Annotated in this window: 28 protein-coding genes; 27 read left to right on the top strand and 1 reads right to left on the bottom strand. The window is 39.1% G+C overall.

The window, feature by feature from the left end; genetic code table 11:
• The first annotated feature begins 26 nt into the window (after nucleotides 1-26).
• The 23 genes from rplN (at nucleotide 27) to O3793_RS06190 (ending at nucleotide 13,668) form a co-directional block, all read left to right on the top strand.
• A complete protein-coding gene (gene rplN, locus O3793_RS06300; RefSeq protein WP_005607465.1) occupies nucleotides 27-395 on the top strand; it encodes a 50S ribosomal protein L14 in 369 nt (122 codons plus the stop codon).
• Nucleotides 396-425: 30 nt separating this feature from the next.
• Nucleotides 426-728: a 50S ribosomal protein L24 gene (gene rplX, locus O3793_RS06295; RefSeq protein ID WP_371446308.1), complete on the top strand. Its 303-nt coding sequence runs from the start codon at nucleotides 426-428 to the stop codon at nucleotides 726-728.
• A gap of 32 nt (nucleotides 729-760) precedes the next feature.
• Entirely contained in the window at nucleotides 761-1,300 is a 540-nt protein-coding gene (gene rplE, locus O3793_RS06290) for a 50S ribosomal protein L5 (protein WP_005607461.1), read from the top strand.
• Nucleotides 1,301-1,327: 27 nt separating this feature from the next.
• Entirely contained in the window at nucleotides 1,328-1,513 is a 186-nt protein-coding gene (locus O3793_RS06285) for a type Z 30S ribosomal protein S14 (protein WP_005607459.1), read from the top strand.
• A gap of 32 nt (nucleotides 1,514-1,545) precedes the next feature.
• Nucleotides 1,546-1,944: a 30S ribosomal protein S8 gene (gene rpsH, locus O3793_RS06280; protein WP_048710352.1), complete on the top strand. Its 399-nt coding sequence runs from the start codon at nucleotides 1,546-1,548 to the stop codon at nucleotides 1,942-1,944.
• Nucleotides 1,945-1,970: 26 nt separating this feature from the next.
• Nucleotides 1,971-2,507 (top strand): 50S ribosomal protein L6, encoded by a 537-nt coding sequence (gene rplF, locus O3793_RS06275; RefSeq protein WP_048782830.1) that lies wholly within the window; start codon nucleotides 1,971-1,973, stop codon nucleotides 2,505-2,507.
• Nucleotides 2,508-2,573: 66 nt separating this feature from the next.
• Nucleotides 2,574-2,930: a 50S ribosomal protein L18 gene (gene rplR / locus O3793_RS06270; RefSeq protein WP_048710346.1), complete on the top strand. Its 357-nt coding sequence runs from the start codon at nucleotides 2,574-2,576 to the stop codon at nucleotides 2,928-2,930.
• Nucleotides 2,931-2,951: 21 nt separating this feature from the next.
• The gene (rpsE, locus tag O3793_RS06265) at nucleotides 2,952-3,452 is read left to right on the top strand and encodes a 30S ribosomal protein S5 (protein ID WP_048710342.1); all 501 of its coding nucleotides are present in this window, start codon (nucleotides 2,952-2,954) and stop codon (nucleotides 3,450-3,452) included.
• A 13-nt stretch (nucleotides 3,453-3,465) separates the two neighbouring features.
• On the top strand, nucleotides 3,466-3,645 hold the full coding sequence (rpmD, locus tag O3793_RS06260; RefSeq protein WP_005607451.1) for a 50S ribosomal protein L30: 180 nt from the start codon (nucleotides 3,466-3,468) through the stop codon (nucleotides 3,643-3,645).
• A 31-nt stretch (nucleotides 3,646-3,676) separates the two neighbouring features.
• The gene (gene rplO / locus O3793_RS06255; RefSeq protein WP_048710340.1) at nucleotides 3,677-4,117 is read left to right on the top strand and encodes a 50S ribosomal protein L15; all 441 of its coding nucleotides are present in this window, start codon (nucleotides 3,677-3,679) and stop codon (nucleotides 4,115-4,117) included.
• Complete coding sequence (gene secY / locus O3793_RS06250) at nucleotides 4,117-5,415, top strand: preprotein translocase subunit SecY (protein ID WP_175814558.1); 1,299 nt, start codon at nucleotides 4,117-4,119, stop codon at nucleotides 5,413-5,415. The genes rplO and secY overlap by 1 nt, the downstream gene beginning before the upstream one ends.
• A gap of 68 nt (nucleotides 5,416-5,483) precedes the next feature.
• Complete coding sequence (locus O3793_RS06245) at nucleotides 5,484-6,137, top strand: adenylate kinase (protein WP_371446307.1); 654 nt, start codon at nucleotides 5,484-5,486, stop codon at nucleotides 6,135-6,137.
• A 117-nt stretch (nucleotides 6,138-6,254) separates the two neighbouring features.
• Nucleotides 6,255-6,473 (top strand): translation initiation factor IF-1, encoded by a 219-nt coding sequence (infA, locus tag O3793_RS06240; protein ID WP_005607446.1) that lies wholly within the window; start codon nucleotides 6,255-6,257, stop codon nucleotides 6,471-6,473.
• A gap of 35 nt (nucleotides 6,474-6,508) precedes the next feature.
• Nucleotides 6,509-6,622: a 50S ribosomal protein L36 gene (rpmJ, locus tag O3793_RS06235; protein ID WP_005607444.1), complete on the top strand. Its 114-nt coding sequence runs from the start codon at nucleotides 6,509-6,511 to the stop codon at nucleotides 6,620-6,622.
• 23 nt (nucleotides 6,623-6,645) lie between these two features.
• Nucleotides 6,646-7,011: a 30S ribosomal protein S13 gene (gene rpsM, locus O3793_RS06230; protein WP_048710330.1), complete on the top strand. Its 366-nt coding sequence runs from the start codon at nucleotides 6,646-6,648 to the stop codon at nucleotides 7,009-7,011.
• Between the two features lie 27 nt (nucleotides 7,012-7,038).
• Nucleotides 7,039-7,425: a 30S ribosomal protein S11 gene (rpsK, locus tag O3793_RS06225; protein WP_005607440.1), complete on the top strand. Its 387-nt coding sequence runs from the start codon at nucleotides 7,039-7,041 to the stop codon at nucleotides 7,423-7,425.
• A gap of 69 nt (nucleotides 7,426-7,494) precedes the next feature.
• Entirely contained in the window at nucleotides 7,495-8,442 is a 948-nt protein-coding gene (locus O3793_RS06220) for a DNA-directed RNA polymerase subunit alpha (RefSeq protein ID WP_371446306.1), read from the top strand.
• 31 nt (nucleotides 8,443-8,473) lie between these two features.
• A complete protein-coding gene (gene rplQ / locus O3793_RS06215; RefSeq protein ID WP_048782821.1) occupies nucleotides 8,474-8,854 on the top strand; it encodes a 50S ribosomal protein L17 in 381 nt (126 codons plus the stop codon).
• Nucleotides 8,855-9,097: 243 nt separating this feature from the next.
• Nucleotides 9,098-9,940 (top strand): energy-coupling factor ABC transporter ATP-binding protein, encoded by an 843-nt coding sequence (locus O3793_RS06210; protein ID WP_371446305.1) that lies wholly within the window; start codon nucleotides 9,098-9,100, stop codon nucleotides 9,938-9,940.
• A complete protein-coding gene (locus O3793_RS06205) occupies nucleotides 9,916-10,791 on the top strand; it encodes an energy-coupling factor ABC transporter ATP-binding protein (protein WP_371446326.1) in 876 nt (291 codons plus the stop codon). The genes O3793_RS06210 and O3793_RS06205 overlap by 25 nt, the downstream gene beginning before the upstream one ends.
• Nucleotides 10,781-11,578 carry an energy-coupling factor transporter transmembrane protein EcfT gene (locus tag O3793_RS06200; protein WP_048710318.1) on the top strand — a complete coding sequence of 266 codons (798 nt, stop codon included), beginning with the start codon at nucleotides 10,781-10,783 and terminating at the stop codon, nucleotides 11,576-11,578. The genes O3793_RS06205 and O3793_RS06200 overlap by 11 nt, the downstream gene beginning before the upstream one ends.
• A 51-nt stretch (nucleotides 11,579-11,629) precedes the next feature.
• A complete protein-coding gene (truA, locus tag O3793_RS06195) occupies nucleotides 11,630-12,379 on the top strand; it encodes a tRNA pseudouridine(38-40) synthase TruA (protein WP_371446304.1) in 750 nt (249 codons plus the stop codon).
• Between the two features lie 44 nt (nucleotides 12,380-12,423).
• Nucleotides 12,424-13,668, top strand: coding sequence for an aminopeptidase (locus tag O3793_RS06190; protein WP_371446303.1), 1,245 nt, complete (start codon nucleotides 12,424-12,426; stop codon nucleotides 13,666-13,668).
• A 145-nt stretch (nucleotides 13,669-13,813) separates the two neighbouring features.
• On the opposite strand, the gene O3793_RS06185 is transcribed toward O3793_RS06190, so the two are convergent.
• On the bottom strand, nucleotides 13,814-14,701 hold the full coding sequence (locus tag O3793_RS06185; RefSeq protein WP_371446302.1) for a LysR family transcriptional regulator: 888 nt from the start codon (nucleotides 14,699-14,701) through the stop codon (nucleotides 13,814-13,816).
• A 101-nt stretch (nucleotides 14,702-14,802) separates the two neighbouring features.
• Here O3793_RS06185 and O3793_RS06180 point away from each other — a divergent pair, with 101 nt between their 5' ends.
• The 4 genes from O3793_RS06180 (at nucleotide 14,803) to O3793_RS06165 (ending at nucleotide 19,661) form a co-directional block, all read left to right on the top strand.
• Nucleotides 14,803-15,750, top strand: a complete 948-nt coding sequence (locus O3793_RS06180) for a 2-dehydropantoate 2-reductase (protein ID WP_371446301.1) — start codon at nucleotides 14,803-14,805, stop codon at nucleotides 15,748-15,750.
• 25 nt (nucleotides 15,751-15,775) lie between these two features.
• Nucleotides 15,776-16,825, top strand: coding sequence for a PTS sugar transporter subunit IIC (locus O3793_RS06175; RefSeq protein ID WP_048710300.1), 1,050 nt, complete (start codon nucleotides 15,776-15,778; stop codon nucleotides 16,823-16,825).
• Between the two features lie 103 nt (nucleotides 16,826-16,928).
• Complete coding sequence (locus O3793_RS06170) at nucleotides 16,929-17,861, top strand: LysR family transcriptional regulator (protein WP_371446300.1); 933 nt, start codon at nucleotides 16,929-16,931, stop codon at nucleotides 17,859-17,861.
• Between the two features lie 87 nt (nucleotides 17,862-17,948).
• Nucleotides 17,949-19,661 (top strand): phospho-sugar mutase, encoded by a 1,713-nt coding sequence (locus O3793_RS06165; RefSeq protein WP_371446299.1) that lies wholly within the window; start codon nucleotides 17,949-17,951, stop codon nucleotides 19,659-19,661.
• The last annotated feature ends 21 nt before the right edge of the window (nucleotides 19,662-19,682 follow it).

Raw genomic sequence — 19,682 nt, 5'->3', positions numbered from 1 at the left:
TATACATTTGAAAGGAGGAACCAATAGTGATTCAAACAGAAACTCGACTAAAAGTGGCTGACAACTCAGGCGCTCGTGAAGTGTTAACAATTAGAGTTCTAGGCGGATCTGGCCGCAAAACAGCTAATATCGGTGACGTAATCGTTGCATCCGTTAAACAAGCAACACCAGGTGGAGTTGTTAAAAAAGGGGATGTCGTTAAAGCTGTAATCGTTCGTACTAAATCAGGTGCACGTCGTAAAGACGGTTCATACATTAAGTTCGACGAAAATGCATGTGTAATCATTCGTGATGACAAGAGCCCTCGTGGAACACGTATCTTTGGACCAGTTGCACGTGAATTACGTGACAACAACTACATGAAGATCGTTTCATTAGCTCCAGAAGTATTATAATTCTCATCAAAATCGAAGGAGGTGTAACACATGCACGTAAAAACTGGTGATATCGTAAAAGTAATCTCAGGTAAAGACAAAGGTAAAGAAGGAAAAATCTTAAAGAGCTTTCCTAAAAAAGACCGTGTAGTCGTTGAAGGTGTTAACATTGTTAAGAAACATCAAAAACCATCTCAAGCGAACCAAACAGGGGGAATCGTTGAAGTGGAAGCTCCAATTCATGTTTCAAACGTAATGTTCGTAGACCCAACTACAGGTAAAGCAACTCGTACAGGCTTTAAAGTAGAAAACGGTGAAAAGGTACGCGTACCTAAAGGTCGTAACAAAGCATAATTCAGTAATTTGAGGAAGGAGGACCATCCTGCATGAATCGCTTAAATGCAAAATACAAAAACGAAGTAGTACCTTCATTAGTTGAGAAATTTAACTACAAATCAATTATGGAAGTACCAAAAGTAGAAAAAATCGTTATTAATATGGGTGTTGGTGATGCAACATCTAACGCTAAAAACTTAGAAAAAGCAGTTGAAGAGTTAACATTAATCTCTGGTCAAAAACCAGTTGTAACAACTGCGAAGAAATCAATCGCTGGTTTCCGTTTACGTGAAGGTATGCCAATCGGAACTAAAGTTACTCTACGTGGTGAACGTATGTATGACTTCTTAGACAAGTTAGTAACAGTTTCATTACCTCGTGTACGTGACTTCCGTGGGATTTCTAAAAAATCTTTTGATGGACGCGGTAACTACACATTAGGTGTTAAAGAACAATTAATCTTCCCAGAAATTGACTACGATCGCGTAGACAAAGTTCGTGGTATGGATATTGTTATCGTAACAACAGCTAATACAGACGAAGAAGCAAAAGAATTATTAACTCAACTTGGAATGCCTTTCCAAAAATAAAAATAAAACTCACAGGAGGCGAGTAGTTTGGCTAAAAAATCAATGATCGCAAAGAACAAACGTCCAAAAAAATATTCAACTCAAGAATATACTCGTTGTGAACGTTGTGGTCGACCACATTCAGTTTATCGTAAATTCAAACTTTGCCGTATTTGTTTACGTGAGCTTGCCTATAAAGGGCAAATCCCAGGAATGAAGAAAGCAAGTTGGTAATCATTACTACTTGATAAAGGAGGTACTCATTAATGGTTATGACAGATCCAATCGCGGATTTCTTAACTCGTATTCGTAACGCGAACATGGTTCGTCACGAATCACTAGAAGTTCCGTCATCAAACATGAAAGTTGCTATTGCAAACATCTTAAAATCTGAAGGATTCATCAAAGACTTCTCAGTTGAAGAAGATGGTAAACAAGGCATCATGAAAGTGTTCTTGAAATATGGAAAAAATAACGAACGTGTAATTACAGGATTGAAACGTATTTCTAAACCTGGTTTACGTGTTTATGCTAAAACAGGTGAAGTTCCTAAAGTATTAAACGGTTTAGGAATCGCTATTGTATCAACATCTGAAGGTGTTATTACAGACAAAGAAGCAAGAGCTAAAAACGTAGGTGGAGAAATTCTAGCATACGTTTGGTAATCTAGAAAACAAGGAGGTGCAGCCAAGTGAGCCGTATCGGTAATAAACCAGTCGTTATTCCTGCTGGAGTAACAGTAGACGTTAAGGACCATACAGTAACAGTTAAAGGTCCTAAAGGTGAATTAAGTTATACATTTAACCAAAACATTTCTTTAGAACAACGCGAAGGTGAAGTAGTATTCACTCGTCCAGATGATTCAAAAGAAAACAAAACAATCCACGGAACAACTCGCGCAGTTTTCAACAACATGGTAGTTGGTGTTACTGAAGGATTCCAAAAAGAATTGGAATTAATCGGGGTTGGGTATCGTGCTCAATTACAAGGTAAAAAACTTGTATTAAACGTTGGATATTCTCATCCAGTGGAGTTCACTCCAGAAGAAGGAGTAGAAATCGAAGTTCCTTCTAATACAAAAGTAATCGTTAAGGGTTATGACAAACAAAAAGTTGGCGAATTAGCTGCTAACATTCGTGGCGTACGTCCTCCAGAACCTTATAAAGGTAAAGGAATTCGTTACGTTGATGAATTTGTACGTCGTAAAGAAGGTAAAACAGGTAAATAATTTTAGTGATTATTTACCTTTTGTTGCGCTTATCGCAGCATGATTAATTAATAAGAGGTGAAAATTGTGATTACAAAACCAGACAAAAATAAAGTGCGTCAAACTCGTCACGCACGTGTTCGTCGTAAAATCTCTGGTACTGCTGAGTGCCCACGCTTGAACGTTTTTCGTTCTAACAAAAACATCTACGCTCAATTAATTGATGACGTAGCGGGTGTGACGCTAGCAAGTGCCTCTACTTTAGATACTAATGTAGAAAACGGAACAAAAACTGAGGAAGCTTCTGCTGTAGGTAAATTAATTGCAGAACGCGGACTTGAAAAAAATATTAAAGAAGTAGTCTTTGACCGTGGTGGATACTTATACCATGGACGTGTAAAAGCTTTAGCTGAAGCTGCACGTGAAAATGGACTAGTATTCTAGGAAAAGGAGGATCCACATTTCATGGTTAATATTGATGCAAGAAACTTAGAATTAGAAGATCGTGTTGTTGCGATTAACCGCGTTACAAAAGTTGTAAAAGGTGGACGTCGTTTACGTTTTGCTGCTTTAGTAGTTGTCGGTGACCATAATGGACATGTTGGTTTCGGTACTGGTAAAGCTCAAGAAGTACCAGAAGCTATTCGTAAAGCTATTGAAGATGCTAAGAAAAACCTTATTGAAGTTCCAACTAGTGGTTCTACAATTCCTCACGAAGTTATCGGTCGCTTCTGCGGTGGTAACGTATTGTTAAAACCAGCTCAAGCCGGTTCAGGAATTGCAGCAGGTGGACCAGTTCGTGCCGTTGTTGAATTAGCAGGTATTTCAGACGTAACTTCAAAATCTTTAGGTTCAAACACACCAGTTAACATGGTTCGTGCTACAATCGAAGGATTAAAACAATTAAAACGTGTTGAAGATGTTGCTGCATTACGTGGCAAATCAGTTGAAGAACTTTTAGGATAAGGAGGACATTAAAATGGCAGAATTAAAGATTACTTTAAAGAAAAGCTTGATTGGACGTCCTCAAAACCAAATCGATACTTGTAAAGCATTAGGCTTAACAAAAATTCGTTCAACAGTTGTTAAACCAGCTAACGTAGCTATCAAAGGCATGGTTAACACAGTTTCACATTTAGTGGATGTTGAGGAAGTTTAATTTAAAACTTATAAGAGGAGGTGCCCAGAACATGAAACTTCATGAATTACAACCAGCTGAAGGTTCTCGTAAAGAACGTAACCGTGTTGGTAGAGGTCAAGGTTCAGGAAATGGTAAAACTGCTGGACGCGGAAGCAAAGGACAAAAAGCTCGTTCAGGCGGTGGCGTTAGATTAGGATTCGAAGGTGGACAAACTCCATTATTCCGTCGTATTCCAAAACGTGGTTTCCAAAATATTAATCGTAAAGAATATGCAGTTGTAAATCTTGGAACATTAAATCGTTTTGAAGATGGTCAAGAAGTAACTGCAGCTGTACTAGTTGAGGCTGGTATCGTTAAAAACGAAAAAGACGGTATCAAAGTGTTAGCTAATGGTAAACTTGAACGCAAGTTAACTGTAAAAGCAAATAAATTCTCGCAAGCAGCAAAAGAAGCTATTGAAGCTGCAGGTGGAACTGTAGAGGTGATCTAATGTTCACTCTACTAAAGAATGCTGTTCAAATGAAAGACATTAGAAAACGTCTGTTATTTACATTGTCGATTCTAATTATCTTTCGTATTGGATCACAAGTTACTGTTCCTGGTGTAAATGCTGGAGCGATTCAGACATTTGCAACTACAGGGATTTTCGGATTGTTAAATACATTTAGTGGTGGGGCTTTATCGAACTTCTCATTGTTCTCAATGGGAGTTTCGCCTTATATCACTGCATCCATTGTTGTCCAATTGTTACAAATGGATATTCTACCAACGTTTGTTGAGTGGTCTAAACAAGGGGAAGTTGGTCGTCGTAAATTAAATTCGGCAACACGTTATTTAACAATTTTAATTGGATTTTTCCAAGCTTATGCAATTTCTTTTGGATTTAATGTTTGGTCAAATTATGGGTTAATTAACAACCCAGGGATCAAAACATTCTTAATGATTGCACTTGTGTTAACAGCTGGTTCCATGTTCTTAACATGGTTGGGAGATATGATTACCGTTAAGGGGATTGGTAACGGGGTTTCCGTTCTAATCTTCGCAGGTATTGTAGCAAGAATGCCACATGATATTTATGAATTCTATGTAAATCAAATTCAAGGTCGTACAGACACTGACTTTTATCGTGCAGTAGGATTCACAGTTGCATTAATCGTAGCGATTGTTTTAGTCGTTATGTTAGTAGTATATATTGAACAAGCGCAACGTCGCTTACCAATCTCATACTCAAAACGTGCAACTGGTTCAAGTGAAACATCTTGGTTACCTTTAAAAATCAACTCTGCAGGGGTAATTCCGGTTATCTTTGCTAGTTCATTTATGACATTGCCATCAACTATTTTAAGTTTGTATGCAAAAGATCATAGTGAATCTGGCTGGTACCAACTTGCCACGAACATTTTTGATTTTTCAAAACCTGCTGGTGCAACATTATACACAGTGTTAATTGTTGTATTTACATTTTTCTATGCTTTCGTTCAAGTGAACCCAGAGAAAGTAGCAGAAAACTTACAAAAATCAAGCGGATATATTTTAAGTGTCCGTCCTGGTAAAGATACAGAACAATTTGTTTCAGGTACTTTACTACGATTAAGTACAGTTGGTGCTCTTTATCTTGGTGGTATTTCAATTCTTCCGATGGTAGCTTCAGCATTATGGAACTTACCAAGAGGATTGATGCTTGGTGGTACAAACCTTCTAATCGTTGTTGGGGTAGCGTTAGAGTTAAGCCGACAAATTGAAGGACGTACAATCAAACGTAAGTATAAAGGATTTATTGAGGAATAATGGGAGAAATTGACAAGATGCAGCAATGCGTTTTGTCAGTTCTTCAGTTATGATTCTAGGAGGCAACTATGAACATTATCTTAATGGGTCTACCTGGTGCAGGTAAAGGTACTCAAGCAGAAAAAATCGTTGCTACATACGGAATTCCACATATTTCAACAGGAGATATGTTCCGTGCTGCTATGCAACAAGAAACTGAATTAGGACTTAAAGCTAAATCATTCATGGATAAAGGCGAATTAGTACCTGATGAAGTTACAAACGGCATTGTAAAGGAACGTTTACAACAAGCCGATACAGAAAAAGGATTCTTATTGGACGGTTTCCCACGTACTCAAGCACAAGCGGAAGCACTTGATAAAATCTTAGCGGAATTAAACCGCTCAATCGATGCAGTGATTAACATCGAAGTGAACCCAGACATCTTAATGCAACGTCTAACAGGAAGAATTATTTGTCGTAACTGTGGTGCTACTTACCACATAACAAATAATCCACCTAAAGTAGAAGGTACATGTGATCGTTGTGGTTCTCATGATTTCTATCAACGTGAAGACGACAAACCTGAAACAGTGGAAAATCGAATTCAAATTAACATTGAACAATCAAAACCAATCTTAAACTACTATAATGCAAAAGGCTTATTACGTAATGTTGATGGAGAAAGCGGCATTGACAATCTCTTCAAAACAATTCAATCAATTATGGGCGAACCTCGCTAGGAACTGCCTGTTATCTTGCAATTATGGTAGCTAAAATGGTATACTTAGAAAGTTAGATAACGGTAGAAGTCCGTCAAATAATCCGTAAAAACTTTTTACAAGTAAGGAGGATGAGACATGGCAAAGGAAGACGTAATTGAAATTGAAGGTATTGTTAATGAAACATTACCGAATGCGATGTTCAAGGTCGAACTTGAAAACGGTCATGAGGTTTTAGCGCATGTATCTGGAAAAATCCGGATGCACTACATTAAAATTTTACCGGGCGATAAAGTAACGGTTGAATTATCACCGTACGACTTAACGCGCGGAAGAATCACGTATCGCTTTAAATAATGGACTCCGTTAATGAAATAGAGGAGGGAACTTAAATGAAAGTTAGAGCATCAGTAAAACCAATTTGCGAAAAATGTAAAGTAATTAAACGCAATGGTAAAGTTATGGTGATTTGTCAAAATCCCAAACATAAACAACGTCAAGGATAATATATAAGGAGGTACTCATTAGTATGGCTCGTATTGCAGGTGTGGATATTCCACGTGAAAAACGTGTTGTTATTTCTTTAACCTATATTTACGGTATCGGTATTACTACTTCAAAACAAATCTTAGCAGCTGCTAACGTTAGTGAAGATACTCGTGTTCGCGATTTATCGAACGATGAGTTAGACCGTATCCGTGCTGAAGTGGATAAACTAAAAATTGAAGGTGACTTACGTCGTGAAGTGAACTTAAACATCAAACGCTTGATGGAAATTGGTTCATACCGTGGAGTTCGCCACCGTCGTGGTTTACCAGTTCGTGGTCAAAATACAAAAAATAATGCTCGTACTCGTAAAGGCCCAGCTAAGGCCATTGCAGGTAAGAAAAAATAATTTAGAGAAGAAGGAGGTTAATTCTTCATGGCAAAGAAAGTTGTACGCAAACGCCGCGTGAAAAAGAATATTGAATCTGGTGTAGCACACATCCGTTCAACATTTAATAATACAATTGTTATGATTACAGACGTTCATGGTAATGCTGTTTCATGGTCTTCTGCAGGTGCTTTAGGATTTAAAGGTTCTAAAAAATCAACACCATTTGCTGCTCAAATGGCTGCTGAATCTGCTGCAAAAGGTTCAATGGAGCATGGAATGAAAACTGTAGAAGTTTCTGTTAAAGGTCCTGGTTCAGGTCGTGAAGCTGCTATTCGTTCATTACAAGCTACTGGATTAGAAGTGACAGCAATTCGTGACGTAACACCAATCCCTCATAATGGATGTCGTCCTCCAAAACGCCGTCGTGTGTAATGGATTGTTATTGTTGAATTTTGTCGGACAATCGCACATTGAACGTACGTTTTGAAAGGGGTAAAAAACATGATCGAAATTGAAAAACCAAAAATTGAAACGATCGAAATCAGCGAAGATGCAAAGTTTGGTAAATTCGTTGTTGAGCCACTTGAACGCGGTTATGGTACTACCTTAGGGAACTCATTACGCCGAATCTTATTATCGTCACTCCCTGGTACTGCAGTAACAGATATCCAAATGGATGGCGTTTTACATGAATTTTCAACAATAGATGGCGTGGTTGAAGACGTAGCTGCAATCATTTTAAACATTAAAAAAATTGCATTGAAGTCTTTCACTGAAGATGAAAATAAAGTATTAGAAATTGATGTTAAAGGTCCAGCGGTAGTAACTGCAGGCGATATCAAACATGATAGCGACATTCAAGTTCTAAGCCCTGATTTATATATCTGTACAGTAGCTGAAGGATATCACTTCCATGTTCGTATGAATGCTAAAAATGGTCGTGGATATGTTCGCTCTGACTACAATAAATCTGATAATATGCCAATTGGTGTAATCCCAATTGATTCTATTTATACTCCGATTAGTAAAGTGAACTACCAAGTCGAAAACACTCGTATTGGTCAAAAAAATATTTATGATAAACTAACTCTTGATGTATGGACAGATGGTTCAATCGCTCCTCAAGATGCTGTTAGTTTAGCGGCTCGTATCTTAACTGAGCACTTAAATATCTTTGTTAATTTAACAAATGAAGCACATCCTATGGAAATCATGGTCGAAAAAGAAGAAACTCAAAAAGAACGTCTTCTTGAAATGACTATTGAAGAACTAGATTTATCAGTTCGTTCATATAACTGCTTAAAACGTGCTGGAATTAACACAGTACATGAATTAACAAGCAAGTCTGAAGCGGAAATGATCAAAGTTCGTAACTTAGGTCGTAAATCGCTTGAAGAAGTGAAACAAAAATTAATCGATTTAAATTTAGACTTACGTCGTGAAGACTAATAGAAACTCTTAAGAAGGAGGAATATTAAAAATGGCTTATCGTAAATTAGGACGTACAAGTTCACAACGTAAAGCGTTATTACGTGACTTGACAACTGACTTAATTATTAACGAACGTATCGTTACAACTGAAGCTCGTGCTAAAGAAATCCGTTCTACTGTAGAAAAAATGATTACTTTAGGTAAACGTGGAGATTTACATGCTCGTCGTCAAGCAGCTGCATTTGTACGTAACGAAGTAGCAGATGTTCGTGAAGAAGGCGAATCAATCGTTGTTGAAACAGCGTTACAAAAATTATTTAATGATTTAGCATCACGTTACAGCGAACGTCAAGGTGGATACACTCGTATTCTTAAAACTGAACCTCGTCGTGGCGATGCTGCACCAATGGTTATCATTGAATTAGTTTAATAAACATTCAATCGAACACTTTTCGATGGTTGAAAAGAGCGTCATGATGGTAATAATCATCTTGCTTATAAGATGGAAAGTCTGGGGCTACTGAAAAGGTAGCCTTATTCTTTCTCAGATTATTTAGTCTAGCTCGTTGTTTTCCCGCCAAGTTTTTGGCGGGGGAGCACTTCATCATGAAAAAGTGTATTTTTTTATTTATACATATTTTTATACATAGTTATAAGGGAAGGGGTGTCCCCGTTGCAATCAACAATTATTGAGTTAAATAATATTCATTACCGTTATCACGAAGAAGATGCTAGAGAAGCTCTAGCTGGAGTTTCTTTAAAGGTTAACCGTGGGGAGTGGTTAGCGATTATCGGCCACAATGGTTCTGGGAAATCAACACTAGCAAAAGTCATGAATGGTCTTATCGAAGCAGGTAGCGGAGAAGTCTTCATTAATGGCGTTCTTTTAAATGATGAAACGGTATATGACGCTAGACGCGCAGTTGGAATGGTATTCCAAAATCCTGATAACCAATTTGTTGGGACAACGGTAGAAGACGATATTGCTTTCGGATTAGAAAATATCGGATTACCTCGAGAAGAAATGCTAGAACGTGTGACACGTGTTCTTGAGATGGTAAAAATGAGCGACTTCAGAACAAAGGAACCAGCTCGACTCTCAGGAGGACAAAAGCAACGTGTAGCGATTGCGGGTGTAACAGCCTTGGAACCTTCTGTCATTATTCTCGATGAAGCCACTTCTATGCTAGATCCTAAAGGGCGCATGGAAGTTATCGGGACGATTCAAAAATTACACAAAGAGAAAAACATTACGGTCATTTCGATTACACATGATTTAGATGAAGCAGCACAAGCAGACCGTATTGTGTTAATGGAACAAGGTCAAATTCAACAAATCGGAACTCCTGAAGAAATCTTCAAATTAGGTACGAAGCTTGTTGAAAAGGGACTCGATGTGCCGTTTGCAGAGAAATTAATCGAAGTACTTCGCGAAAAGGGCTTAGAAGTTCCTGAAGCGTATCTTGATGAAGAAGGGTTGGTGGAATGGTTATGGACATCCGTTTTAACGAAGTAAATTTCGCATACCAAGCAAACACACCTTTTGAAACACGTGCGCTTTTCGATGTGAACTTTAATATTCCATCAGGAAAGTACACGGCTATCATCGGACATACAGGCTCTGGAAAATCGACTATTTTACAACATTTAAACGCGTTACTGAAACCAACATCGGGTACGGTAACACTTGGAGAGCGTGTAGTAGACTCTGAAACGAGCAATAAAGACTTGAAGCCACTGCGCCAAAAAGTCGGTATCGTATTCCAGTTTCCGGAATCACAACTCTTCGAAGAAACGGTTGAAAAAGATATTGCTTTTGGGCCAAAAAACTTCGGAGCAAGTGAGGAAGAAGCAAACCAGCTAGCGAAAGAAACGCTAAAGATTGTGGGACTTCCTGAAGAGGTCTTACATAAGTCACCATTCGATTTATCTGGAGGCCAAATGCGACGTGTAGCGATTGCTGGCGTGTTAGCGATGCAACCAGAAGTATTAGTCTTAGACGAACCGACAGCAGGATTAGATCCTAAAGGACGCTTTGAGATGATGGAGATGTTTGCGCAACTCCAACGTGAAAAAGGCATTACAATCGTCCTTGTAACACACCAAATGAATGATGTTAGCGATTATGCGGATTACGTGATTGTGTGTGAAAAAGGTACTGTTGTAAAAACAGGGACTCCTGAAGAAGTGTTTGCGGATGCTGCTTGGTTACAAGAAAAACAACTAGGTTTGCCTTCGACTGTTCAGTTTGTCGAAAAATTGAAAGCGAAAGGATTCCAAACAGACGCTCGTCCAATGAACTTGGAAGCTTTAGCAGACTTACTTGTATCACATTCGAAAAACGGGGGTGACACAAGTGCTCGATAAACTTATTTTAGGTCGCTACTTACAAGGCGATTCGTGGATTCATAAACTCGATCCAAGAACAAAATTAATTGGAACATTTGCATTCGTGTTAGTCATTTTCTTAGCGAATAACTGGGTGACCTATGGCTTATTAATTGCTTATACGCTGATTGCATTACTCTTATCCAAGATTCCATTAGGGTTCTTCTGGAAAGGGATTAAACCGTTAATTTGGGTGATTCTATTTACAGTAGCACTCCAAATCTTGTTTACAAGCGGTGGAGACGTCTACTTCCAATGGGGATTCATTCAAGTAACATCTGAGGGGATTATTAATGCGGTATTCATCTTCTTACGATTCGTATTAATCATCTCGTTCTCAACGCTATTAACACTAACAACCGCACCATTACAATTAACGGATGCGATTGAAGCGGTGATGAAGCCATTAGCTGTTGTGAAATTCCCAGTGCATGAAGTGGCATTAATGTTATCCATTGCACTTCGTTTTGTACCAACATTAATGGACGAAGCACAAAAGATTATGAACGCGCAACGAGCTCGTGGGGTTGATTTTGGAGAAGGAAATCTCTTCGAACAAATGAAGGCGATTATCCCAATCTTAATTCCGCTGTTTGTTAGTTCATTAAACCGTGCCGAAGACTTGGCAACAGCCATGGAAGCACGTGGATACCAAGGCGGAGACGGACGTAGTAAGTACCGTGTTCTAAACTATGAAATGCGTGATGCCATTGCGGGATTATCTCTTGTGGCCGTAACGATTTTATTATTTGTATTAAAAGCATAAAAAAATAAGGAGCTTGACTTGTCAAGCTCTTTTTTGAAAGAAGGGAAAAGGATGCAGCGATATAAACTCGTCATTCAATATGATGGTACGCCCTATGTTGGATTTCAAGTGCAAGAGAATGGGAATAGCATTCAAGCAGAACTGAATAAAGCCTTGAAGAAGATGACAAAGGGCCAATACATTCCTGTTAGTGGATCGGGTCGTACAGACTCTGGAGTGCATGCCAACGCTCAAGTCGTTCATATCGACTATCTAAAAGCCATCGAAGCAGCGTCTCTCGTTCGAGCGATGAATAGTTTATTACCTACTTCGATTCGGATTGTCTCGGCCCAGGCAGTGTCGGATGACTTCCACGCGCGCTATAGTGTGACTGGAAAACGATACATCTATAAAGTAACAACTGCTGCTATACAGAGTCCTTTCCATCGTCAATATGAACTGCATCACCCATTCAAGACGGATGTCGAACGCATCAATAAGGCGTTTGAAGCGGTGATTGGAGAGTATGATTTCACGAGTTTTTGCTCGACCAAAAGCGATAAAGATTCTAAGGTTCGCGTTGTCACGAAAGCAGAAGTCGCTCGTCACGGCGATGAATTGATTTTCACGTTCGAAGGGAAAGGATTCCTTTACAATATGGTTCGAATTCTCGTTGGAACGGCGCTTCAAATTGGAGACGGCTTACGGGAAGTGGAAGAGATGAAGCAAATTCTAGAAGCCATGGATCGAAATGCGGCAGGACCAACAGCACCTGCTCATGGACTGTACTTAGATGAAGTGTTTTATAAGAATTTCGACTAGAAATATGATAGGATGAAAGTAGTTATATTAAAAGGAGTGTCAATATGGTATTAAAAGATTTCGACAAAAACTTAGAAAAATATGCTAAATTATTAATCTCTACAGGGATTAACGTGCAACCAGGTCACACAGTGAATATTGTGATTGACGTAGACCAAGCACCTTTAGCTCGTTTATTAGTAAAAGAAGCTTATGCACACGGAGCAAGCGAAGTAATCGTATCCTGGGCTGACGATTTTGTAGGCCGTGAACGCTTATTACACGCTGCTGAAGACCGTATCACAAACGTTCCAGAATACCGTGTAGCAGAAATGAACTACTTATTAGAGAAGAAAGCAAGCCGCTTAAACGTTCGCTCAGCAGATCCAGATGCATTCGCTGGCGTATCAGCAGAACGCCTTCAAAAATCAACAAAAGCATTAAGCCTTGCATTAAAACCATTACGTACAGCGACACAAGCCAACAAAGTGAGCTGGACTGTAGCTGCAGCAGCTGGTAAAGAATGGGCGAAGAAAGTTTTCCCTAATGCAGCAACTGATGAAGAAGCAGTAGATTTATTATGGGATCAAATCTTCAAAACTTGCCGTGTTTACGCTGATGATCCAGTGGCAGCATGGAAAGAACATGAAGAAAAATTAGATGCAAAAGCAGCTATCTTAAACAAAGAACAATTCGTGAAATTACACTACACTGCACCAGGGACAGACTTAACTCTTGGAATGCCTAAAAACCATGTTTGGGAGAGTGCTGGAAGCATCAATGCTCAAGGAGAACACTTCATCGCAAACATGCCAACAGAAGAAGTCTTCTCAGCTCCTGACTTCCGCGTCGCTGACGGATATGTATCAAGTACAAAACCATTAAGCTACAACGGTAACATTATCGAAGGAATCAAAGTTACTTTCAAAGACGGTCAAATCACAGAAGTATCTGCTGAAAAAGGCGACCAAGTAATGAAAGACTTAGTATTCGAAAACAATGGTGCTCGTGGATTAGGTGAAGTTGCGTTAGTAAGTGACCCATCACCAATCTCACAATCAGGCATTACATTCTTCAACACATTATTCGATGAAAATGCATCAAACCACTTAGCAATCGGTTCTGCTTACGCAACAAGCGTTAAAGGTGGAGAAAACTTCGAAACTGAAGAAGAATTAAGAGAAGCTGGATTAAACCGTTCTGATGTTCACGTGGACTTCATGATCGGTGGACCAGAAATGAACGTGGATGGTATCCGTGAAGACGGTACTGTTGTTCCAATCTTCCGTAACGGAGACTGGGCTATCTAATTTAATAGATTAAAAAGTAAAAGGAACGAACTTTGAGAGAAGTTCGTTCCTTTTTTTTGTTGTTATAAGAAAAATTAATACGTCTATAAGAAAATTCAATTGGTAAAAACTTCACAAGGAGGGTACAATAAAAACAGAAGAATCCTTATAAAGTTCGTAATAATTCAATGAGTTCTAAGATGTTTTGCGAATATGTTTCATTTGGACGATAGGCAACTCCGATTGGGAAGAATCCATTTTTATCGATGAGGGGAATCCATACGAGTTCGTCATCTGAATAAAATTCTTTATATTCCAGCGCCATGATGCAAACGGAGTTAAAGGTTGCAAGACTGGCAAGGAGTACTTCCCAGTTATCGTCCACATAAACAATATTCGGTTCAAAGCCAAAATGTCTTGAGCGTTGATGTAATAACTTACCAAGCATAAAGTGTTTAGACAACGTGCTGAAACGTTCACCCTTTAAGTCTTCGAAGGTGACGGAGTCTCTGGTAGCCAATGGATGCCCTTTAGGAACGACAAGGCTTGCGTGATAACCTACGAAGTTTTGCTGGAATGGTTCAATCACAATGTCGGACTCAATCTTTGGAAAAGAGAGAACACCGAGGTCGATTTCTTCGTTTACAAGAGCGTTTTGAAGCTCACGCGAACCGCCTTGTACCATCGTTAAGTGAATCGAAGGATGAGACATCATAAAACGCGAGAACTCAGGCATTAATTTGATCGCAAAAAGTGTCGGTAGCCCAATTCGAATCGTTTCTTTTTGAGGCTGATTAAGCTCATGAATTTGAGCCACGGTCCCTTCCATGAGAGAAATGATTTTCTTACCATTATCGTATAAGAGCTGTCCAGCTTCAGTCAGTCGAATACTATTGTTAGTTTGCTGAATAAAAAGCGGAGTATGTAATTCGGATTCTAATTTTTTAATGGTTTGAGAAAGGGTCGGTTGCGTAATGAATAAGCTACGAGCGGCATTGGAATATCCGCCATGGTCAACGATACTAATAAAGTAGTGTAGGTGTTTAATATCCATTTGACATCTCCTGATTTTTTAAGTGAAATACTACACAATTATTGTAACAAAGAATAAAGACGGAAACAATAAGGTTTTTTAAATATAAAGGAGGAATTACGATGAAAATTACAATCGCAGGTGCTGGCGCCATGGGAAGTCGCTTTGGGTTAATGCTCCATCAAGCAGGGCATGAAGTGCTTCTAGTTGATGGATGGAAAGATCATGTGGACGCCATCCAAAAAGAGGGACTCAAGGCAAACTATAATGGGGAAGAAGTCGTTGTGAAGTTGCCAGCTGTGCTTCAAAGTGAAGTCACAGAAGATATGACGAGTGACCTCATTATCTTATTTACAAAAGCGATGCAACTAGAAAGCATGCTAACCGACTTGAAACCAGTCATTCATGATGAAACAAGAGTGCTGTGCTTACTCAATGGTATTGGACACGAAGAAGTGATTGAACAGTTTGTTCCAAAAGAAGATATCTTTATTGGAAATACGATGTGGACTGCTGGAATGGAAGGTCCTGGCCGCGTGAAACTCTTTGGTAGTGGAACAGTCGCCTTGAAGAACTTGGTGGATACACCAAAAGCACAAGCCAATGCCGAAGAAATCGTGAATGTTTTGAATAGTGGAGGATTGAATGCAAGCTATTCTGAAAATATTCTATTTGCCATTTATAAGAAAGCATGTGTGAATGGAACGATGAACGGACTTTGTACTATCTTGATGAGTAATATGTATGAATTTGGCTCTACAACGCCTGCTCATATGATAGTTGAAAATATTGTGAAAGAATTTTCAGAAGTTGCAAAAAATGAAAATATTCTGTTAAATGTTTCAGAAATTGTAGATTTTATTGAAAATAATTGTTATAATCGTGAAACAATTGGGCTTCATCACCCATCGATGTATCAAGATTTAAATGAAAACAATCGTTTAACAGAAATCGATTATATCAATGGAGCGGTAGTGCGTAAAGGACAAAAATATGGCGTTCCAACACCATATTGTGAGTTTTTAACAGCATTGGTTCATTGTAAAGAACAAATTCTTGGAGCAAAATAGCTCACAGTAAGAGGGGGAAAACACTATGGAAGCACAAGCACAACCAAAAATGACGGCTTCAGTTTTTATCAATAAAATCTTAGCAGGGACAGCTCTCGGGGTTATCGTCGGACTGATTCCAAATGCCGTTCTTTCAGCAATTTTAAAATATTTTAGTCAATATCCTATCGCAGTAACAATTACACAAATCGCGGTTATTTTCCAATTAGCAACACCACTCATTATTGGGGGCTTAATCGGATTACAATTCGGCTTCAAGCCAATGCAAATGATGGTCGTTGCAGGGGCCTGCTTCGTAGCTAGTGGGGTTGTTACGTATAATGCAGAACTTCAAAAATATGTTGGTGCTGGAACAGGGGACTTAATTAATACAATGGTCACTGCTGGTATCGCTGTTGGAATGTTAATGCTAATCAAAGATAAATTTGGTTCAACAGCCGTTGTAGCAATGCCAATCGTTGTCGGTGTGGGTTCTGCCTTTATCGGGTTGCTATTATTACCACACGTTAAAATGATTACTACTGCTATTGGTACAGTTATCAACGAGTTCACAACATTACAACCAATCTTGATGTCAATTTTAATCTGTTGCTCATTTGCAACATTAATTATCTCTCCAATTTCTACAGTAGCAATTGGGTTAGCGATTCAATTAAACGGCGTGTCTGCCGGGGCGGCTGCTATGGGGGTTGCCGCAACAGCCGTAGCATTAGTAGTACACTCATGGAAGGTCAATAACTCAGGGGTAACATTAGCCATCGCTCTAGGGGCAATGAAATTAATGATGCCTAACTTATTCAAATATCCAGTAATCTTGATTCCATGTTTATCAACAGCGATTCTTTCAGCGATTCCAGTAGCGCTATTCTCAGTAAGTGGTACTCCACAATCTGCAGGGTTCGGTATCGTAGGATTGGTAGGACCGTTAGCTTCTATCGATGCTGGATTGAATGTTGCCTTAGCAGCTATTGTATGGTTCGTTGTTCCAATTGCAGCAGCGATTGCAAGCAAAATTTTATTTGAAAATGTATTAAAATTATACGATTCTTCAGTAGTATTCAAATTCCAAGAGTAATCAATGTAATTCCTATCGACTCCTTCATGCATTTGCATGGAGGAGTTTATTTTTATTTTCGCTAGAAGATGGTACAATAAGCGTAATAGAAGGGAGTGGTCGGATGAGAATTCAACAATTAATTTATTTTGAGAAGATCGTTGAAAAAGGCTCCATGAATGAAGCCGCAAAAGACTTATATGTCAGCCAACCAAGTTTATCAAAGGCCATTCGTGAGTTGGAATTAGAAATGGATATTACCCTCTTTCAACGGGGGAATACCGGAATTACATTGACGGGAGAAGGGCGTGAGTTTCTTGTCTATGCTCGCCAAGTGTTAGACCAAGTCAATTTGATGGAAGAGAAATATAAACGACAAACAAAACGGAAACGGACATTCTCCGTATCCGCACAACACTATGCGTTTGTGGTGCATGCCTTCGTTGATTTTATTCAAAAGGAAGCAGGAGACGAATATCAATTCACGCTTCGTGAAACAGAAACACAAAACATTTTAGAAGACATCACGAACTATAAGAGTGAGATTGGTGTCTTGTATTTGAATGATTTCAACCGCAAAGTCATGGAAAAATTATTCAAAGAAAAGAACTTAGTATTCACGCCACTCTTTACAGCGAAACCACACGTGTTCTTAAGTACACAAAATCCACTTGCAGAAAAAGAGAGCATTACTCTAGAAGAACTAGAAGATTACCCTTATTTGTCATATGAGCAAGGGGAAGAAAACTCATTCTACTTCTCAGAGGAAATCCTCAGCACGATGGAACATAAGAAGAGCATTAAGGTAAGTGACCGTGCGACCATCTTTAACCTAATGATTGGTCTAAATGGATACACCATCAGTTCAGGGATTATTAGTAGTAAGCTAAATGATGATAAGATTGTTGCGGTGCCGCTGGACGTAGAAGATACAATGGAACTCGGAATCCTGCAACACGATCAACGCAAATTATCCAAAGAAGCAGGGCGATTCTTGCATATGCTGAAAACACATATTCAGGAATACGGCTTCGAAGTTCAAAATCTTGATTTTTAGTTCACAAAGAAGTTGAAACTATTCGGAAAATCAGGGATAATAAAAGAACGTAAGAAATGATTACTCAGTAGAAGGAGACGAATGCAAATGAGTTGGAAAGAAACAGCAAAATTATGGGAATCTTTTGAGGCACTTGAAGAAGGATTAAAAGTGCAATTACAATCAATGGATGACACACAAAAAGAGGAAGCCTTCTATACACCATTAGAGTTTGGTACTGCGGGAATGCGTGGAATTGTGGGACCTGGGATTAATCGAATGAACACTTACACAGTGCGTCAGGCAACAGAAGGATTATCACGCTTAATTGAAAGTTACGGGGAAGAAGCGAAAAAACGTGGGGTAGCGATTGCTTACGACTCACGTCATTTTTCACCAGAATTCGCAATGGAGTCTGCACGTACTTTAGCGACTCATGGGATTAAGTCATATGTATTTGAAAGCTTACGTCCAACGCCAGAATTATCATTTGCAGTACGTCACTTGCATACATTTGCCGGAATTATGATTACAGCTAGTCATAACCCAGCAGCTTACAACGGATATAAAGTATATGGTGAAGACGGCGGTCAAATGCCTCCAAAAGATGCGGATGCTTTAACAGCATATGTGCGCCAAGTAGCTAATCCGCTTGAACTTAAAGTGTTAGATGATGAAGCATTAGAAGCATCAGGACTTGTAACGATTATCGGAAAAGACGTTGATGATGCGTACTTGAAAGAAATTAAAACAGTCTCTGTAAATCCCAAACTTCTTAGCGATGTGGAAGGATTATCAGTGGTGTATACACCATTACATGGTACTGGTTTAATGCTTGTTGAAAAAGCATTAGAACAAGCAAACTTCAAAGGCTTGCACGTTGTTGAAGAACAAGCAGTGCCAGATGGAGACTTCTCAACAGTTAAATCTCCAAACCCTGAAGAAGCAGGCGCATTTGAGTATGCGGTAGAATTAGGGAAAAAAGTGGGTGCTGATGTATTATTAGCGACTGACCCGGATGCAGACCGTATGGGTGCAGCCGTACGCTTGCCAGATGGAAGCTACCAAGTGATTACAGGAAACCAAATCGCGGCAATTTTAGTTGATTACTTATTATACGCTCACCAACAAGCAGGAACTCTTCCAAGTAATGCGCTTGTCGTGAAATCAATCGTAAGTAGCGAACTTCCAACAGCAGTTGCTAAGAGTTATGGCGCTGAAATGATGAATGTATTAACAGGATTCAAATTCATCGCAGAACAAATCCAACATGACGAAGAAACTGGAGATCATACTTTCATGTTCGGTTTCGAAGAAAGCTACGGATACCTAGTGAAATCATTCGTACGTGATAAAGATGCCGTTCAAGCAGTGTTATTACTTACAGAAGTAGCAGCACACTTCAAGAACGAAGGCAAGACTTTATACGACGGACTTCAAGCATTATATGCAAAACACGGTTACTTCTTAGAAAAAACAATTTCTGTAACAGTAGCTGGTTTAGAAGGTCCACAAAAAATCAAAGCCTTATTAGACGGCTTACGCGCTTCAGTTCCAACAAGCTTTGGAGGCTTGAAAGTAGCTCTAGCACAAGACTTCGCAGTAAATGAACAAAAAGATGCGAACGGAGTCGTTTCTGAAATCGGACTTCCAACTTCTAACGTATTGAAATACATCTTAGAAGACGGATCTTGGATTGCGGTTCGCCCAAGTGGTACAGAACCAAAAATCAAGTTCTACATCGGTGCTAAAGCGGATAGCGAAGAAGCGGCAAAAGAAAAAGTTGCAGCCTTACAAGCCGACTTAGAAAAATTACAATAATCAATGAAGCGAGCACTCTCA

This window comes from Granulicatella sp. 20925_1_28, assembly GCF_041433575.1.
Classification (GTDB): Bacteria; Bacillota; Bacilli; order Lactobacillales; family Aerococcaceae; genus Granulicatella.
The sequence above is the reverse complement of the archived record's forward strand: the minus strand, read 5'-3'. Positions and strand labels throughout refer to the sequence as shown.

Coding starts and splice junctions, on each gene's coding strand:
- rpsE (WP_048710342.1), top strand. CDS start 2,952: ATGGTTAATATTGATGCAAGAAACTTAGAATTAGAAGATCGTGTTGTT.
- O3793_RS06180 (WP_371446301.1), top strand. CDS start 14,803: ATGAAAATTACAATCGCAGGTGCTGGCGCCATGGGAAGTCGCTTTGGG.
- O3793_RS06190 (WP_371446303.1), top strand. CDS start 12,424: ATGGTATTAAAAGATTTCGACAAAAACTTAGAAAAATATGCTAAATTA.
- O3793_RS06165 (WP_371446299.1), top strand. CDS start 17,949: ATGAGTTGGAAAGAAACAGCAAAATTATGGGAATCTTTTGAGGCACTT.
- rplO (WP_048710340.1), top strand. CDS start 3,677: ATGAAACTTCATGAATTACAACCAGCTGAAGGTTCTCGTAAAGAACGT.
- O3793_RS06205 (WP_371446326.1), top strand. CDS start 9,916: ATGGACATCCGTTTTAACGAAGTAAATTTCGCATACCAAGCAAACACA.
- rplX (WP_371446308.1), top strand. CDS start 426: ATGCACGTAAAAACTGGTGATATCGTAAAAGTAATCTCAGGTAAAGAC.
- rplE (WP_005607461.1), top strand. CDS start 761: ATGAATCGCTTAAATGCAAAATACAAAAACGAAGTAGTACCTTCATTA.
- O3793_RS06175 (WP_048710300.1), top strand. CDS start 15,776: ATGGAAGCACAAGCACAACCAAAAATGACGGCTTCAGTTTTTATCAAT.
- rplQ (WP_048782821.1), top strand. CDS start 8,474: ATGGCTTATCGTAAATTAGGACGTACAAGTTCACAACGTAAAGCGTTA.
- truA (WP_371446304.1), top strand. CDS start 11,630: ATGCAGCGATATAAACTCGTCATTCAATATGATGGTACGCCCTATGTT.
- O3793_RS06185 (WP_371446302.1), bottom strand. CDS start 14,701: ATGGATATTAAACACCTACACTACTTTATTAGTATCGTTGACCATGGC.
- rpsK (WP_005607440.1), top strand. CDS start 7,039: ATGGCAAAGAAAGTTGTACGCAAACGCCGCGTGAAAAAGAATATTGAA.
- O3793_RS06220 (WP_371446306.1), top strand. CDS start 7,495: ATGATCGAAATTGAAAAACCAAAAATTGAAACGATCGAAATCAGCGAA.
- infA (WP_005607446.1), top strand. CDS start 6,255: ATGGCAAAGGAAGACGTAATTGAAATTGAAGGTATTGTTAATGAAACA.
- rpsH (WP_048710352.1), top strand. CDS start 1,546: ATGGTTATGACAGATCCAATCGCGGATTTCTTAACTCGTATTCGTAAC.
- O3793_RS06245 (WP_371446307.1), top strand. CDS start 5,484: ATGAACATTATCTTAATGGGTCTACCTGGTGCAGGTAAAGGTACTCAA.
- rpmJ (WP_005607444.1), top strand. CDS start 6,509: ATGAAAGTTAGAGCATCAGTAAAACCAATTTGCGAAAAATGTAAAGTA.
- secY (WP_175814558.1), top strand. CDS start 4,117: ATGTTCACTCTACTAAAGAATGCTGTTCAAATGAAAGACATTAGAAAA.
- rpsM (WP_048710330.1), top strand. CDS start 6,646: ATGGCTCGTATTGCAGGTGTGGATATTCCACGTGAAAAACGTGTTGTT.
- rpmD (WP_005607451.1), top strand. CDS start 3,466: ATGGCAGAATTAAAGATTACTTTAAAGAAAAGCTTGATTGGACGTCCT.
- O3793_RS06170 (WP_371446300.1), top strand. CDS start 16,929: ATGAGAATTCAACAATTAATTTATTTTGAGAAGATCGTTGAAAAAGGC.